This window comes from Paraburkholderia flagellata, from assembly GCF_021390645.1.
In the GTDB taxonomy this organism is placed as follows: domain Bacteria; phylum Pseudomonadota; class Gammaproteobacteria; order Burkholderiales; family Burkholderiaceae; genus Paraburkholderia; species Paraburkholderia flagellata.
In genome coordinates this window covers 165,581-180,959 of record NZ_JAJEJT010000004.1, presented here as the reverse complement: position 1 = coordinate 180,959, position 15,379 = coordinate 165,581, and the positions used below count along the sequence as shown (strand labels likewise).

The 15,379-nt window shown below is 65.5% G+C and carries 13 protein-coding genes; 7 read left to right on the top strand and 6 right to left on the bottom strand.

Translation table 11 applies throughout. From position 1 onward, the window contains the following. The first annotated feature begins 142 nt into the window (after positions 1–142). Positions 143–1,609: a methyl-accepting chemotaxis protein gene (locus L0U83_RS31460; RefSeq protein WP_233888106.1), complete on the top strand. Its 1,467-nt coding sequence runs from the start codon at positions 143–145 to the stop codon at positions 1,607–1,609. Positions 1,610–1,663: 54 nt separating this feature from the next. Beyond that, positions 1,664–3,772 carry a putative bifunctional diguanylate cyclase/phosphodiesterase gene (locus L0U83_RS31455; RefSeq protein WP_233889076.1) on the top strand — a complete coding sequence of 703 codons (2,109 nt, stop codon included), beginning with the start codon at positions 1,664–1,666 and terminating at the stop codon, positions 3,770–3,772. Here L0U83_RS31455 and L0U83_RS31450 read toward each other — a convergent pair. From L0U83_RS31450 to L0U83_RS31435, 4 genes are read right to left on the bottom strand one after another with little or no spacing between them, the layout of a single operon-like run. After that, complete coding sequence (locus tag L0U83_RS31450; protein ID WP_233888105.1) at positions 3,769–4,791, bottom strand: CaiB/BaiF CoA transferase family protein; 1,023 nt, start codon at positions 4,789–4,791, stop codon at positions 3,769–3,771. The two genes, L0U83_RS31455 and L0U83_RS31450, sit on opposite strands and share 4 nt — an antisense overlap. Positions 4,792–4,835: 44 nt before the next feature. After that, positions 4,836–5,966 carry an acyl-CoA dehydrogenase family protein gene (locus L0U83_RS31445; RefSeq protein ID WP_233888104.1) on the bottom strand — a complete coding sequence of 377 codons (1,131 nt, stop codon included), beginning with the start codon at positions 5,964–5,966 and terminating at the stop codon, positions 4,836–4,838. A 41-nt stretch (positions 5,967–6,007) separates the two neighbouring features. After that, positions 6,008–7,555, bottom strand: a complete 1,548-nt coding sequence (locus L0U83_RS31440; protein WP_233888103.1) for an AMP-binding protein — start codon at positions 7,553–7,555, stop codon at positions 6,008–6,010. Beyond that, the gene (locus tag L0U83_RS31435; protein WP_233888102.1) at positions 7,534–8,382 is read right to left on the bottom strand and encodes an IclR family transcriptional regulator; all 849 of its coding nucleotides are present in this window, start codon (positions 8,380–8,382) and stop codon (positions 7,534–7,536) included. The genes L0U83_RS31440 and L0U83_RS31435 overlap by 22 nt, the downstream gene beginning before the upstream one ends. Before the next feature lie 341 nt (positions 8,383–8,723). Here L0U83_RS31435 and L0U83_RS31430 point away from each other — a divergent pair, with 341 nt between their 5' ends. From L0U83_RS31430 to L0U83_RS31420, 3 genes are read left to right on the top strand one after another with little or no spacing between them, the layout of a single operon-like run. Next, complete coding sequence (locus tag L0U83_RS31430) at positions 8,724–9,917, top strand: thiolase family protein (RefSeq protein WP_233888101.1); 1,194 nt, start codon at positions 8,724–8,726, stop codon at positions 9,915–9,917. Positions 9,918–9,951: 34 nt separating this feature from the next. Next, complete coding sequence (locus L0U83_RS31425) at positions 9,952–10,731, top strand: SDR family NAD(P)-dependent oxidoreductase (RefSeq protein ID WP_233888100.1); 780 nt, start codon at positions 9,952–9,954, stop codon at positions 10,729–10,731. 12 nt (positions 10,732–10,743) lie between these two features. Next, on the top strand, positions 10,744–11,508 hold the full coding sequence (locus L0U83_RS31420) for a crotonase/enoyl-CoA hydratase family protein (protein ID WP_233888099.1): 765 nt from the start codon (positions 10,744–10,746) through the stop codon (positions 11,506–11,508). Positions 11,509–11,532: 24 nt separating this feature from the next. On the opposite strand, the gene L0U83_RS31415 is transcribed toward L0U83_RS31420, so the two are convergent. Beyond that, positions 11,533–12,294 carry an aldolase gene (locus tag L0U83_RS31415; protein WP_233888098.1) on the bottom strand — a complete coding sequence of 254 codons (762 nt, stop codon included), beginning with the start codon at positions 12,292–12,294 and terminating at the stop codon, positions 11,533–11,535. Between the two features lie 53 nt (positions 12,295–12,347). Next, positions 12,348–12,827 carry an Lrp/AsnC family transcriptional regulator gene (locus L0U83_RS31410; RefSeq protein ID WP_233888097.1) on the bottom strand — a complete coding sequence of 160 codons (480 nt, stop codon included), beginning with the start codon at positions 12,825–12,827 and terminating at the stop codon, positions 12,348–12,350. A gap of 115 nt (positions 12,828–12,942) precedes the next feature. Here L0U83_RS31410 and L0U83_RS31405 point away from each other — a divergent pair, with 115 nt between their 5' ends. Further along, entirely contained in the window at positions 12,943–14,157 is a 1,215-nt protein-coding gene (locus L0U83_RS31405; protein ID WP_233888096.1) for a diaminopropionate ammonia-lyase, read from the top strand. A gap of 20 nt (positions 14,158–14,177) precedes the next feature. Then, entirely contained in the window at positions 14,178–15,353 is a 1,176-nt protein-coding gene (locus tag L0U83_RS31400; protein ID WP_233888095.1) for a M20 aminoacylase family protein, read from the top strand. Positions 15,354–15,379: the final 26 nt, after the last annotated feature.

The window sequence follows — 15,379 nt, the reverse complement described above, 5'->3', positions numbered from 1 at the left end:
GCTGATCCCGCGAACGAGTCGCGCCGACGCTATTACGGCGGCTCTTTTTGCAGCCGAATTCGATCAGGTGCATCAAGGTCCACCAGCCGCCGCCGCATTAACGCCCACCTGCAACTTTTATTTCCTCATCCAAGTGTCGTTCATGCTGGCAGATTCGCCGGGTCGCACGCAGCCGCTTCGACCGTCCGGCTCGCAACAGCGCGTAGCCATTCGCGCACTCGATGACGTCGCGCGCGCCGCCGACGCGGTGATGTATTGCACGCTCGTTCTCTCCGCTATCGCGGCGGTGCTGATCGGCTTCGTCTATTACGAACCGCAGCTTGCGCTTGTGGGCGCTGCGATATTCCTCGGCGCCGGCAGCTTCGTGTTTTTCTGCGCGCGCGGCACGGCGCTTTCCCGCGTCGTGCTCACACTCGCCAACGCCGCGCTCGTCGCGCTGCATATCCAGGCGGCGCATGGCGTGACCGAATTCCATTTCGGCGTGTTCGTGCTGCTCGGCCTCTTGCTCGTCTATCGCGACTGGCGCCCGATTGTGCTCGCCGCGGGATTCTTCGCCGTGCATCACCTCGCGTTCGACCGGCTGCAGGCGCTCAACTTCGCCGTGTACTGCACGCGCGAGGCGAACCTGCCGCGCGTGCTGCTGCATGCCGCCTACGTGGTCGCGCAAACCGCCGTCGAAATCGTGCTTGCGCATCGTCTGCGCGTGGCGGCCATCGAGGCGGCGGAACTGTCGGACATCGTGCGCAGCGTGGTGCGCGAGCGCGAGGTGTGCCTCGCGGTCGAAGGCATTCCGGCGAGCGCCCCCACGGCGGTCGCGCTCAAAGGGGCGATCGCCCAGATGGCGCGCGCCATGCACGAGGTGAGCACGAGCACGGCACATGTGGAGCAGGCTGCGCTCGAAATCGCGCAAGGCAACGCGAACCTGAGCGCGCGGACCGAGCACCAGGCGGGTAGCCTGGAAGAAACGGTCGCGTCGATGGACGTCTTTACGCGCACGGTCAAGGCGAGCGCGGAGCACGCGCGCGAGGCGAGCGCGTTCGCCCGCGAGGCGTCGACGGTCGCGCAGGCAGGCGACGACGTCGTCGCGCGCATGACGACGACGATGGGCGCCATCGAAGCCTCGGCCAGGCGTATCTTCGAGATCGTCGACGTGATCGAGGGCATTGCGTTTCAGACCAATATTCTCGCGCTCAACGCGGCCGTGGAAGCCGCGCGCGCCGGCGAGCAGGGACGCGGCTTCGCCGTGGTCGCCGGCGAAGTGCGCAGCCTCGCGCAGCGCGCCTCGGCTGCGGCGCGCGAGATCCAGCAACTCGTGGAGAACTCGGCGAACGAGGTCGGCGCGGGCACACAGCTCGCCGGCGAGGCGCGCGCCGCGATGGAAAGCGTGGTGCGCAGCATTGGCCGCGCGGCCGCCATCATGGGTGAGATCACAGCGTCGAGCCACGAGCAGGCACAGGGCATCGAGCAGGTCAACGCCATGGTCGCGCAGATGGACGACACCACGCGCCGCAACGCCGCGCTGGTGAACGAAGCGGCCGCCGCGTCGTCGTCGCTGCACGCGACGAGCGGGAAGCTGCGTGAGGTGCTCGGCCTCGTCGCATTGTCGTGATAATGTGGCGCGAGGCCCGGGTGAACGTGTGGTGAACAAGGAGACTTTCCCGTGATGAGCGTAGTGGGCTGCATCGTCTACAAGCACAATCTCTGGCTCGTCGCCGTCGCGCTGCTGATTTGCGTCGCGGGCTCGTGGGTCACCGCACGGCTCATTCTGCGCGCGTTCGCCACGCGTTCGCTGCAGCGCCTCGGCTGGTCGTTCATCGCAGCCGTGGTCGCCGCCGCCGATATCTGGTGCACACACTTCATCGCAATGCTGGGCTTCGAGCCGGGTGTGCCGATCGCCTTCGATCCCGTCCTGACCATCGCCTCGCTGCTCATCGCGCTCGTGGGCAGCTTCGCTGGGTTTCTGCTCGCCACGAGCCGGGCCGCGAACCGCCTTACGCGCGCGGCGCCCGCGCTCGGCGGCGCGATCGTCGGGCTGGCGGTCGCGCTCATGCATTACGCGGGCATGCTCGCGTATCGCGTGCAAGGCATCGTGATCTGGAATCGCGTTGGCGTCGCCCTGTCGATCGTGTTCGCGGTCGCGATCAGCGCGTTTGCGCTGCATCTCGCCGGCCTGGCGGCCAGGCGCCCGCAGGAGGACGCGGCCAGCGCGCGGGCAAACGCCGACGCCAGCGCTCGCGTCGTCGCGGGCGTGCTCGCACTCGCCATTGCCGCGCTGCACTTCACCGGCATGTCCGCGTTCCAGGTCATGCCGATGCCAATTGACGGGCACTTCTCGAATCCCGCCGCGCTGCAAGCGCTTGCGCTCGCTGTGGCGTGCATGGCGCTCGTGATCGCGGGCGCGGGCTGCGTGAGCTTTCTGCTCGACGACAGCGTGCGCGCCGAATCCGTCGAGCATCTGCGCACGATGGCGATGAGCGACATGCTCACAGGCCTGCCCAATCGCGCGAGCTTCAATGCACGCATCGACGCCGAACTCGCGCGCACGCAGGACACGCGCAAGCTTGCGCTCATTGGCATCGACCTGAACCGCTTCAAGGAAATCAACGACCTGCACGGTCATCACGCCGGCGACGAAGTGCTGCGCATTCTCGCGCGGCGTCTTTCGAGCCTGATGCGCGAAGGCGAGTTCATTGCGCGCGTGGGCGGCGACGAGTTCGTGGCGCTGACGCGCTTCGCCTCGCGCGAGGATCTCGGCGATCTGCTCTCGCGCCTCGAAACCGCGCTGTACCGGCCGGTGCGCTACGACGACGCCGAAGTGCTTTCGGGCGCGAGCCTTGGCGTGGCCATCTATCCCGACGACGCCACCACCAAGACGGTGCTCATCAACAACGCCGACCTTGCCATGTACCGCGCAAAGGCGGACCTCGCACAGTCGGTGTGCTTCTACGAGCCGGCGATGGACGAGATCGCGCGGGCGCGCCGCTCACTCACGCACGACTTGCGCGAGGCGCTCGCGCGCGGGCAGTTGAGCGTGCACTACCAGGTGCAAACCTCGATCGCAAGCGGCGACATTTGCGGCTATGAAGCGCTGCTGCGCTGGGAGCACCCGCGCCTTGGCTTCATCTCGCCCGCCGAATTCATTCCGCTCGCCGAAGAGAACGGCCTCATTCTCGGCATTGGCGCATGGGTGCTGCGCGAGGCGTGCGCGCATGCCGTTTCGTGGTTGCCGCCTTACAAGGTGGCCGTAAATCTTTCGCCTGTGCAGCTCTCCCATGCAGACCTGCCGAAGCTCGTCGAGACCGTGCTGGTCGAGACCGGCCTCGCGCCCGAACGCCTCGAACTCGAACTGACCGAGACGGCCATTTTCGCGGACCGCGAGCGCTCGCTCGACGTGCTGCAGCGGATCAAGGCGATCGGCGTGAATATCGCGCTCGACGACTTCGGCACAGGTTATTCGTCGCTCGACACGCTGCGCTCGTTCCCATTCGACAAGATCAAGCTCGATCAGTCCTTTGTGGGCGAGGCCGGGTCGAGCCGGCAGGCCACCGCGATCATTCGCGCGGTGCTCGCGCTCGGCAAGAGCCTTGGCATTCCGGTGCTGGCCGAAGGCATTGAAACCGAGGCGCAACTCACGCTGCTCGCCGATGAAGGCTGCGACGAAGTGCAGGGCTACCTGCTTGGCCGCCCGGCGCCGCTCAGCCATATCGTGGCGAGCGGCCAGCTTTCCTTGCTCGCCGACGAGGAAGAAAAGCTGGGCAAAGTACGAGGCTAAGCGCCCTCGCCACCATAGTCCACAAAGCGCGGCGCGGATTGCGGCTGCCACGCGCCACCGCTCCGCGCGAACGCGCCGCGCGCGGTGTTGTGCGCATCGAGCGGCGCTTCCGCAAGACTCAGCACGGGCGTGACACACGCATCGCTGCCTTCGAACACAGCGGTCCATTCGTCGCGCGTGCGCGTGCCGAGCGCCTGCGCAATGCGTGCTTGCACGCGCGGCCAGTTCGCCCGGTCGCGTTGCGGCAGATCCAGCAGATCTTCCGCGCCGATCCCTTTCATGAACGCCGCATAGAACTGCGGCTCGATGCAGCCCACGGCGACATAACGGTTGTCCGCGCAACGATACGTGCGATAAAAGGGCGCGCCGCCATCGAGCAGATTCGTCCCGCGCTCGTCTTGCCATTGCCCCGCCGCGTAGAAGCCGTACATCATGCTCATGAGCATGGCTGCGCCGTCGGTCATCGCGGCATCGACCACGCAGCCAACGCCTGTCGATCGCGCGCGCAGCATCGCGGCCACCACGCCGAACGCGAGCAGCATGCCGCCGCCGCCGAAGTCGCCGATCAGATTGAGCGGCACCACGGGATCGCCACCCGCGAGACCCACCGCATGCAGCGCCCCCGAGATCGCGATGTAGTTGATGTCGTGGCCCGCCGTGTGCGCGAGCGGCCCGGATTGCCCCCAACCGGTCATGCGGCCGTAGACGAGCGACGCGCGACGGGCGTGGCACACTTGCGGGCCGAGTCCTAGCCGCTCCATCACGCCGGGACGAAAGCCTTCGATCAACGCATCGGCGCTCGCGATCAGATCGAGTGCGCGGGCCATGTCATCGGCGCGCTTGAGGTCGAGCGCAACGTATTCGCGAGCGCGCGCGAGCGGTCCTGCTGGCGCGGGCGCGCCCTCGCGGCCGATGCAGATCACGCGCGCGCCCATTTGCGCGAGCAGCATGCCGCAGAACGGCGCGGGGCCGAGCCCCGCGAATTCCACGACGGTAACGCCTTCCAAAGGCTTGATCATGTGTGCCTTCCTGCCTGCTTCCCGGAATGTGGAGCAATCCGCCTTCACAGCGTGCGTGCGATGATTTCCTTCATGATCTCGTCGGTGCCTCCGTAGATGCGCATGACGCGTGCATCCACCCACGCGGTGCCCACCACATACTCGGACATGTAGCCATAACCGCCGTGCAACTGCAGGAATTCGTCGAGCAACTGGTTCTGCAGTTCGGTGGCGTTAAGCTTCGCCATGGCGGCGTCTACCGGCGAAAGCTCGCGCCGCAGATGCCGCGCAATGCAGTCATCGACATAAGTGCGGACCATTTCCGCCTTTGCGCGCGCATGCGCGAGCTTGAAGCGTGCGTTCTGGAAGTCGAAGATCGCCTGGCCGAACACCTTGCGATCGCGCGTATAGCGAATCGTGCGCTCGAGCATGCCCTCGATCGACGCAGCAGCGCGCACCGCAATCACGAGCCGCTCCTGCGCCAGTTCGCGCATGAGGTACGAGAAGCCCTGGTTCTCCTCGCCGAGCCGCTGCGTGATGGGAACGCGCACGTCCTCGAAGAAAAGCTCGGACGTGTCTTGCGCCCGCAGGCCGATCTTGTCGAGCTTGCGGCCCTTGCTGAAGCCAGGCGTGCCTTCCTCGACCACGAGCAGGGAAACGCCCTTGCCGCCCAGTTCTGGCGCGGTCTTGCAGACCACGATCACGAGGCTTGCGTTCTGGCCATTCGTGATGAAGGTCTTCTGGCCATTGATGACGTAGTGGTCCCCGTCTTTGCGCGCCGTGGTGCGCACTGACTTGAGATCGCTGCCCGTGCCCGGTTCGGTCATTGCGATGGCGCTAATATGCTCGCCGCGTGCGAGCTTCGGCAGCCACTCGCGTTTTTGCACTTCGGTGCCGTACGCGAAGATATAAGGCGCGACGATGTCCGAATGCAGCGGAAAGCCGATGCCGCTCGCGTTCACGCGCGCCAGCTCCTCGATCATGATGGCCGCGTGGCCGAAGTCGCCGCCTCCGCCGCCGTACGCTTCGGGAATCGTGCAGCAAAGCAGGCCTTCCTCGCCCGCTCGCCGCCATACCGACTTCGGCACGATGCCTTCTTGTTCCCATCGATGATGAAACGGCACGATTTCACGCTCGATAAAGCGCCGGGCCTGTTCGCGGAAGATTTCGTGATCGTCGCGGAATACGGTGCGCATACTTTGTGTCTCCAGTACCTTTAGTGACTTCGTTATCCTTATCAAGCTGCCGGCTGGCGGTAACGCTCCTTGAGAATGCGCCGTAGCAGCTTGCCGTTGTCGTGGCGCGGCAATGCCTCCTCGAATTCGATCGAGCGCGGCACCTTGATATGCGAAAGGCGCTCGCGGCAGAACGCAATCAACTCATCGGCGAGCTGCGGGCTCGCGGCGTCGCGCTCGCGCGGTTGCACGACCGCCTTCACGGCTTCGCCGAACTCGGGGTGTGGCACGCCGATCACGGCGGCATCGGCCACGGCTGGATGCTCGGCGAGCACGTTCTCGATCTCTTGCGGATACACGTTCACGCCGCCGCTAATGATGAGGTCCGCGCGCCGGTCGCTCAGGTACAAATAGCCTTCTGCATCGACATGGCCGATGTCGCCGTAAGTAGCCCATCCGTGGTGGTTGTAGACGCTGCGCGTCTTCACCGGATCGTTGTGGTACTCGAAAGCGGGGCCGCCTTCGAAAAACACGCGGCCAATCTCACCCACAGGCAGTTCGTGATCCTCATCATCGATGATGTGAATCTGTCCATATTTCGAGCGTCCCACCGACCCGCGATGCGTGAGCCATTCGTGCGAGTTGATCGCCGTGAGGCCCACGCTTTCGGAGCCAGTGTAGTACTCGTAGATCACCGGGCCGAACCACGCGATCATCTGCTCCTTGACGTGCGGCGGGCACGGCGCGGCGGCGTGAATCGCCACGCTCAGGCTGCTCACGTCGTATCGCGCGCGCGTGGCTTCTGGCAGGTTCAGCAGGCGGATGAACATCGTCGGCACCCACTGGCTGTGCGTGACTCGGTAGTGCGTGATGGCTTCGAGCGCGGCCGCGGCGTCGAACTTCTGCAGCACGATGGCTCGGCCGCCCGTGTGGAGCAAGCGGATGAGGTAACGCAGCGGCGCGGCATGGTAGAGCGGCGCGGTGCTCAGGTAGACAGAGTCGGCGCTAAAGCCGAAGGTCGTTCGCCATGCCGCGGTTTCGGTGTCGTCGGCATCGCGCAACTCGAACGGCACGAGCGGCTTGCGGATGCCCTTGGGCAGGCCGGTCGTGCCCGACGAATAGAGGAAGTCGCGACCGCGCGGCAAGGGCGGCAGCGGCGTGCTCGCATCGACATTGTCCAGCGCGGCTTCGAGCGAGGCGAAGCCGGGCGGCGTCTGCGAAGCGCCCGCGACGAAGCAGGCGACGCCCTGCGCCGCACCGTCGGCCACGAGCGCCGCCGCGAGTTCATGCATGGCCTGCGAAACGATCAGCACGCGCGCGCCGCAGTCCTTGAGGACGTGCGCGGCCTCGCGTGTTTTCAACTGGATGCTGATAGGGGTGTAGTAGAGGCCGGCGCGTTCGGCGCCGATAGCGATGACGGCGAGCGCCGGATGATTCTCGAACAGCAGCGCGATGCCGTCGCCGGGTTGCAGGCCGAGGCCGAGGAGCCAATGCGCGACGCGATCCGCGCGTTCGTCCAGTTCCCTGTAGGTGATGGTCTGGTTGAGTGCGGGGAAGCACAGGGCTTCCCGCGTGGGTGCTGCTACAGCTAGTTCGCGGACACGCTCCACGGTCTCGTCTCCATGTCATGCGCGGCCCCAGTCATGCTGCCGAGCGCTGCCTCCACGCGCCTGACGAGCGACATCAGCCGCGGGGCGATGTCGTCGGTCAGCTGGTTGCCGCTGATATTGAAAACTGCAATCGAACAGCCAAAAACCCAATACTCGTCGTCGATCGGGGCGGACAGCGGAATCGCCACCGAATGGATCTCGCGCTGCATGTCGCCGTGCGAGATCGTGCAACCGTGCGCGCGCAACTCCTGCTGTGCTTGCGCGAGGCGCTGCGCGAGCAACTCGCCCTTTGCGGGGTCGCGCGCGAGCGTTTCCTGCAGGTACTGCTCGCGCTGCTCGCCGGGCACGGTCCACAGATACGCGCGGCCCGACGCCGTGCGCGAAAGCGAGAGCCGCGTGCCCGTTTCCGAGCGGTACACCGCGCTGCCTTCGCCCTGAATCACCTCGGCGTACGCCATGTTCAGGCGGTACCCAACCGCGAGCGTGACCTGACCGTGGCAGTAGTCGGCCAGCTCCTGCATCATCGGCCGCGCGATCTGCCGGATCGTCATGCGGCCGAGCGCCGGAGCGGTCAGGCTCAGCATCTCCGTGCCGAGCACATACTTAGAAATGCGCTCCGAATAGCGCAGCAGGCCGAACTCCGCGAGCGTGTTGATGAGCCGCAGCGCCGTGGGCTTGGGCAACCCCGTGCGCTCGACGAGATCGCGCGCCGAAAGCTCCGCGTCTCCCATTGAAAAGCACTGCAGGATCCGGATGCCGCGCGCAAGCGCACTCACGAGCTGCGAGTCGGCGGCGTCGTCGGTGCGGGAGTTGGCCTGGTCGTTCATTTCGGGTCCTTCGTCGGGGTAAGGGCGCGGCGCGCCGATGCGGCTCGCGGCAAACCCCGGATTCTAGCTTTCTGATGCTCGCCGGAACAATTTTTTAAGACGCCTGGCTCATTTTTTCGCCGTCGCTTTGCCGCGCCGCGGACCGCCGCGTGCCGATGTCTCCTTTTTCGATCTCGTGGTGTCAAGCTGTGCAATCAGTGTTGCGGATCGCGAGCGAGAAATCAATAAAAACGATCCAGTTGTACCGAAATGTGTTTACCACTATTTAAATAGTGATTCGGTAAGATGTATTTTGAGTCAGTTGATTCATTTTCATGACACTTCCAACCGTTGAGAGAACCATGACCAACACCGCGGTAATCGTCGACGCAGTGCGCAGCCCGATGGGCCGGACCAAGGTGGGCGGCGCTTTCGTCGACCTGCATCCTGTGGATCTGCTTTCGCAGGTCATCAAGCAGTTGATCGAGCGCAATGACCTCGACCCCGGCAGCGTGGACGACGTGATGATCGGCTGCGTGAGTCAGGTGGGCGAGCAGGCGTCGACGCCTGGCCGCCTCGCGTGGCTCGCGGCGGGCTTTCCGCAGCACGTGCCTTCCACCACCATCGAGCGCAAGTGCGGCTCGAGCCAGCAAGCCATCCATTTCGCGGCGCAGGCGATCATGGCGGGCGTGAACGAGATCGTCGTGGCCGGCGGCGTGGAGTCGATGAGCCGCGTGCCGATGGGGTCGTCGCGCATCGGCCGCGATCCGTATGGCGCGCTGTACCACGCGCGCTATCCCGAAGGCATGGTCGGCCAGGGCGTGAGCGCTGATCTCGTGGCGCAGAAGTGGGCGCTCACGCGCGAGGAACTCGACGCCTACTCGGCGCAGTCGCACCGTCGCGCCGACGCCGCGCGCGCCGCCGGCCAGTTCGCGCGTGAGATCGTGCCGATCGAGGTTCCGGGACCGGAGGGCGTGCGCCGCGTGAACCTCGACGAAACGATCCGCGCCGGCACCACGGTCGAGCGGCTCGCTGGCCTCGCACCCTCGTTCGAGAGCGCGGAACTGCAAGAGCGGTTTCCGGGCATCCGCTGGAACGTGACGGCGGGCAACGCCTCGCAAATCTCGGACGGCGCCTCGGCGCTGCTCATCATGAGCGAGCAGAAGGCGGCGCAATTGGGGTTGAAGCCGCGCGCACGCATCGTGGCGTTCGACGTCTGTGGCGACGATCCGCTCATGATGCTGACCGCGCCGATTCCCGCCACGCAACGTCTGCTGAAGAAACGCGGTCTCACCGTCGACGATATTTCGCACTTCGAAGTGAACGAGGCGTTCGCCGCCGTGCCGCTCGCCTGGCAGAAGTCGCTGGGCGCGGACGCGGCGCGCCTGAACCCGGCGGGTGGCGCGATCGCGCTGGGGCATCCGCTCGGCGCCTCGGGTGCGCGCTTGATGACGACGATGCTCAACGCGCTCGAAGTGAGCGGCGGCCGCTACGGCCTGCAAACGATGTGCGAGGCGGGCGGGATGGCCAACGCGACGCTCATTGAACGCCTCTAAAGCGCAACCACGAACAACGAAGGAGAAACGACACATGGACGAGCAGAACAAATTCGCCGGCACGGTGGCAGTGGTAACGGGCGGCGCTTCGGGTCTGGGCCTCGCGAGCGCGAAGCGTTTGCTGGCAAAGGGCGCGCAGGTCGTGATCGCCGACCTCGCCAACTCGCGCGGCGCAGCCGTGGCCGACGAACTCGGCGTGAACGCGCACTTCGTGGCCGCCGATGTGACGAGCGCCGACGACATGACCGCCGTATTCGAGGCGGCGACGCAGCGCGGCACGCTGCGCTCGCTCGTGCATTGCGCGGGCCGCGGCGGCGCGGTGCGTCTGATCGAAAAGGACGGCTCGCCGGGCTCGCTCGAAGCCTACGAGAACGTGGTGCGCGTGAATCTCTTCGGCACCTTCAACGCGCTGCGTCTCGCGGCGGCGGCAATGGCGCGAAACGAGCCCGACGCGGGCGGCGAGCGCGGCGCCTGCGTGCTCACAGCATCGGTGGCGGCGTACGAAGGGCAGATCGGGCAGGTGCCGTATGCGTCGTCGAAGGCGGGCGTGGTGGGCATGACGCTCGTGGCCGCGCGCGATCTGGCGAGCAAGGGCATACGCGTATGCACGATCGCGCCGGGCTTGTTCGATACGCCGCTGCTCGCGCGCCTGCCCGAGGAGATTCGCGAATCGCTCGGCCGCATGGTGCCGTTTCCGCCGCGCTTAGGCGTTGCTGACGAATTCGCCGCGCTCGCGCTGCATATCCTCGAGAATCCGATGCTCAACGGCGAGACCATTCGCCTTGACGGCGCGATTCGCATGCAGCCGCGCTGAGTGAGGCCGACCATGAACGACGAATTGCTGATCGAGTATCGCGACGGTATCCAGATCCTCACGATCAACCGTCCCGAGGCGCGCAACGCCTGCACGAAGGCGGTGGCCGAAGCGATGGCCGCCGCGCTGGACGAACTGGAACGGCGCGACGACCTGCGGCTCGCCATCATCACGGGCGCGGGCGGCACGTTTTGCGCGGGCATGGACCTGAAAGGCTTTCTGAAGGGCGAACGGCCGAGCCTGCCGGGCCGCGGCTTTGCGGGGCTCACGCAAGCGCCGCCGCGCAAGCCGCTCATTGCGGCGGCGGAAGGGTACGCCCTCGCGGGCGGTTTCGAAGTCGTGCTGGCGAGCGACCTCGTGGTGGCTGCGAACAACGCGCAGTTCGGGTTGCCCGAAGTCAAGCGCGGGCTGTGCGCGGCGGCGGGTGGATTGTTGCGTCTGCAACAGCAGTTGCCGGAGCGCATCGCCATGGAACTCGTGCTGACGGGCGACATGTTCGGCGCGCAACGGGCGTTCGAGTTCGGCCTCGTCAACCGCCTCACCGCGCCGGGCGCAGCGCTGGCGGGCGCGATCGAACTCGCGCAGAAGATCGTGGCGAACGGGCCGCTTGCAGTGGCCGCGAGCAAGCGCGTGATGCGCGAGTCGCGGGACTGGTCCACTGCGGAGATGTTCACGCGTCAGCGCGAGATCACCGATCCGGTGTTCGCGTCCGCCGACGCTCGGGAGGGCGCAGCGGCCTTTGCGGAAAAGCGCAAGGCGGTTTGGCAGGGGAAGTAGGACGGCCCCTTCGTCAAGCCTTAGTCAAGCGTGGGTGAGCGTTCTTCGCAGCGCCGCGAAGAACAGTTCCGACTGCAATCGCTCACCCTGGATCTGGTCCGCCACGCGCTGCGCGAGATCGGCCGCCACGGGCCGCAACGCGCGCCCGGTAGAGCCCGCGAGCACCTGCGCGGCGCATGCGCGCTCCAGGTAATAGAGGTCGTCGAACGCGTAGTCGATACGTTCGCCGCACACCACCACGCCGTGGTTGCCGAGGAAGCCGATGTCCTTGCCGTCGAGCGCATGCGCAATGCGCTCGCCTTCCTCGGGACCGAGCGCGAGGCCGTTGTATTCGCGGTCCAGCGCGACGCGGCCGTGGTAGCGCATGGCGTTCTGCGACAACGTCGTATCGAGCCCGCAGACCTCAGTGAGGGTGAGCGCGGTGGCGTAGGGCATGTGGGTATGCAGCACGCAGGCCTTCTTTGCGATTGCGTGGATGGCGGCGTGAATGAACATCGCCGTCGGTTCCACGGTATGGCGGCCTGCCACCACGCGCCCCTGTGCGTCGACAATGACGATGTCGTCGGCCATCACCTCGCTCCACATCAGCCCGCGCGGGTTCAGCAGGAAGAGGCCGTCTTCGCCGGGAAGCGCGACGCTGAAGTGATTGCAGACGCCTTCACCCAGCCCGTAATGCGCGGCGGCGCGCAGCGCGAGCGCGAGGTCTGCACGCAGTGTCGCGACAGCCGGGTAATGGAACAACTCGTCACCTTCAATGGCTCCAGCATGATGCGCCGTGTTGCTCATGTGTCGTAGCTCCTGTTTTCGAAATGACCGCGTTGCGTCGCAATGCGCGTTCCTCATTCGCCGTCCAGCGCGAGCGGCACTTCGAGCCCCGCCTTCACGCGGCTCATGCTCACCAGCGTCTTGAACCGCTTCACGTTGTTGTTCGAGAAGAATAGCTCGCGCGTGAGTTCCGTGTACTGGTCCATGCTGCGCACCGCGAGAATGAGCACGAAATCCCACTCGCCCGCGACGTAGTAGCACTGCTGAATCTGCGGACATTGCGCGAACGTGCGCTTCATGGCATCGAGCAGATCGATCTGCTCACTTTCCACTTCGACGGTCGCGACGATCGTGATGGGATGATCGACCTTCTCGGGCGAAACGATCGCGGCGTAATGGTCGATCACGCCTTCGTCGGCGAGACGGCGCAAACGCCGGTTCACCGCCGCCGTGGAAAGGTTCACGCGCGCGCCGAGTTCGTTCTGGGGAATCTGGGCGTCGCGCTGGACCTCCATCAGAAGCTTGCGGTCGAAGGAGTCGAGATGTGTCGCCATTTGCGTGGGAACCTGAAAGTCGATATTTTTTTGCGTGACGTGGCCGAATTATGAGACTTTTTCGCGAGGGCTGCGCAATATCATTTCGACATTGCAAGTTCACCGGAGCCAACCCATGCTGATCGCAAACCCCCGCGCCACGCGCGATGCCTACCCGGAAACGCTTGGGCACATCCTGAACGTGAAGTCGGGCGACCAGAGTCGGGCCTGGCTCGCCAGTTGGGACCTGATCAGCCCGGCGCCGACGCCGCTATGGGATCTGAGCGGTGCGGCGGCGCTTCTGGGCGTTGCGCGCATTGGCCTGAAGGACGAATCGTTTCGTTCTCCTCTTGGAAGCTTCAAGGCGCTGGGCGCTCCCATTGCGCTGATGCGCCTCATCATGCGCTTGTGGCCCCAGCAGAACATCGATCCTCGCAAGCTGATCGACGGCCGCTACCGCGAGACGGTCGCGAACCTCACGGTCGTTAGCGCGACCGATGGCAACCACGGCAAAGCGCTTGCGGCAGCCGCACGCTCGATTGGCTGCCACTGCGTGATCGTTCTTCATGCGAACGTCAGCGCGGAGCGCGAAGCGGCGATTGCCGCGTATGGCGCGCGCATCGATCGGATCGCGGGTAACTATGACGAATCCGTCGAGCATGCGGCGCGGCTCGCGAAGACGAACGGCTGGCACGTCGTTTCCGACACCTCTTATGAGGGATACGAGGCAATCCCGCGCGACGTCATGCAAGGCTACGGCACCATCGCGGCGGAAGTGATCGAGCAGTCTGGCGGCGCATGGACGCATGTATTTCTACAAGGCGGCGTGGGCGGACTGGCGGCCGGTGTGGCGAGCTATCTGTGGGAGCGCGATGGCGCCGCGCGTCCGCGCTTCATCGTGGTCGAACCGCGACAGGCCGACTGCCTGTATCAAAGCGCCGTTGCGGGCCGCGCGGCGAAAGCCACCGGTTCGGTCGATTCGGTGATGGCGGGCCTTGCATGCGGGGAGACGTCGCCGCTCGCGTGGAAGATACTCGAGCAGTGTGTCGACAACTTCATGCTGATTGACGACGAGGACGCCGTAGAAGCAATGCGCAATCTCGCCGCCGGCGCGGCAGGCGACGTACCGATCGTGTCGGGCGAATCGGGCGCGGCGAGTCTCGCGGGCCTCGCGAAACTGATGCGCGATCCCGATCTCGCGCGCGCAGCGGGGCTCGACGCTGATTCGCGCGTGCTGCTGATCAGCACCGAGGGCGCCACGGCGCCAGGCCTGTACGCCGAGCTTGTCGGTGCGTCTGCGCAAACCGTGGCGACGCGTCGCGACGCCTGGCTGAGCCAGGTCACGCAGTAACCGAAAAAGAGGACATCCACATGGAAAGCACACTGCAAGGCCAACTCAAAAGCTGGCGACAGTATCTGCACCAGCGCCCCGAAACGGGCTTCGAGGAGATCCATACCGCCGACTACGTGGCGAAAATCCTCGAGACGTTGGGTCTGAACGTGCATCGCGGCATTGGCGGCACGGGGCTTGTGGCGAACCTCACGGCGGGCGACGGCAAACGGGTGATTGCCGTGCGCGCCGACATGGACGCGCTCAATATCGCCGAGCAGGCGCCGGGCCGCGCGCATGCCTCGCTGAACGCGGGAAAAATGCACGCATGCGGGCACGACGGCCATATGTCGATGGTCCTTGGCGCGGCGCGGCTGCTCGCCGAGCGGCGCGATTTCAACGGCACGGTGCGTTTCATCTTTCAGCCGGCCGAGGAGCACGGCCGCGGCGCCAAGGCGATGATGGCGGACGGCCTGTTCGAGCGATTTCCCGTCGATGCGATCTTCGGCGCACACAACATGCCGGGCATGCCCGCCGGCACGTTCGCCACGCGCGCGGGCGGTATCATGGCGAGCGAGGATAACTTCGTTATCCATATCAATGGTCGTGGCACGCACGCGGCGCGCCCGCACATGGGCGTCGACCCAATCGTCATCGCGTCGCAAATCGTCCTCGCGCTGCAAACCATCGTGTCGCGCAATCTCGACCCGAGCCTGCAAGCCGTGATCTCCTGCACGGAATTCATCACCGACGGCATTCGCAATGTCATTCCATCGAACGTGATCATCAGGGGCGATACGCGCAGCTATTCGAAGGCCGTGCAATCGCTGGTCGAAACCCGCATGCGTGAGATCAGCGTTGGCATCTGCCAGACGCACGGCGCCGAGTGCAGCTTCGAGTACACGCACGAATTCGCGCCAACGGTCAATTCGGAGCAGTTCGTCGAGCTGGCAGTGAACGCCGCGCGCAACGTGGCAGGACACGCCGCCGTGGATGCGAACGTGCAACCGATGATGATTTCCGAAGATTTCGGCGCATTCCTGCAGGTCGTGCCGGGCAATTTCATCTTCATCGGCAACGGCGACGTGCCGGAGCGCGGGGGGATTCCGCTGCACAACGCCAGCTACGATTTCAACGACGATATCCTGATGACCGGCGCGCGCTATTTCGCGGAAATCGCGCGCCTGGCGTTACCGGTCGGAACTAACAAATCATGAACGCAATGGCATAGCGTGATGTCCGC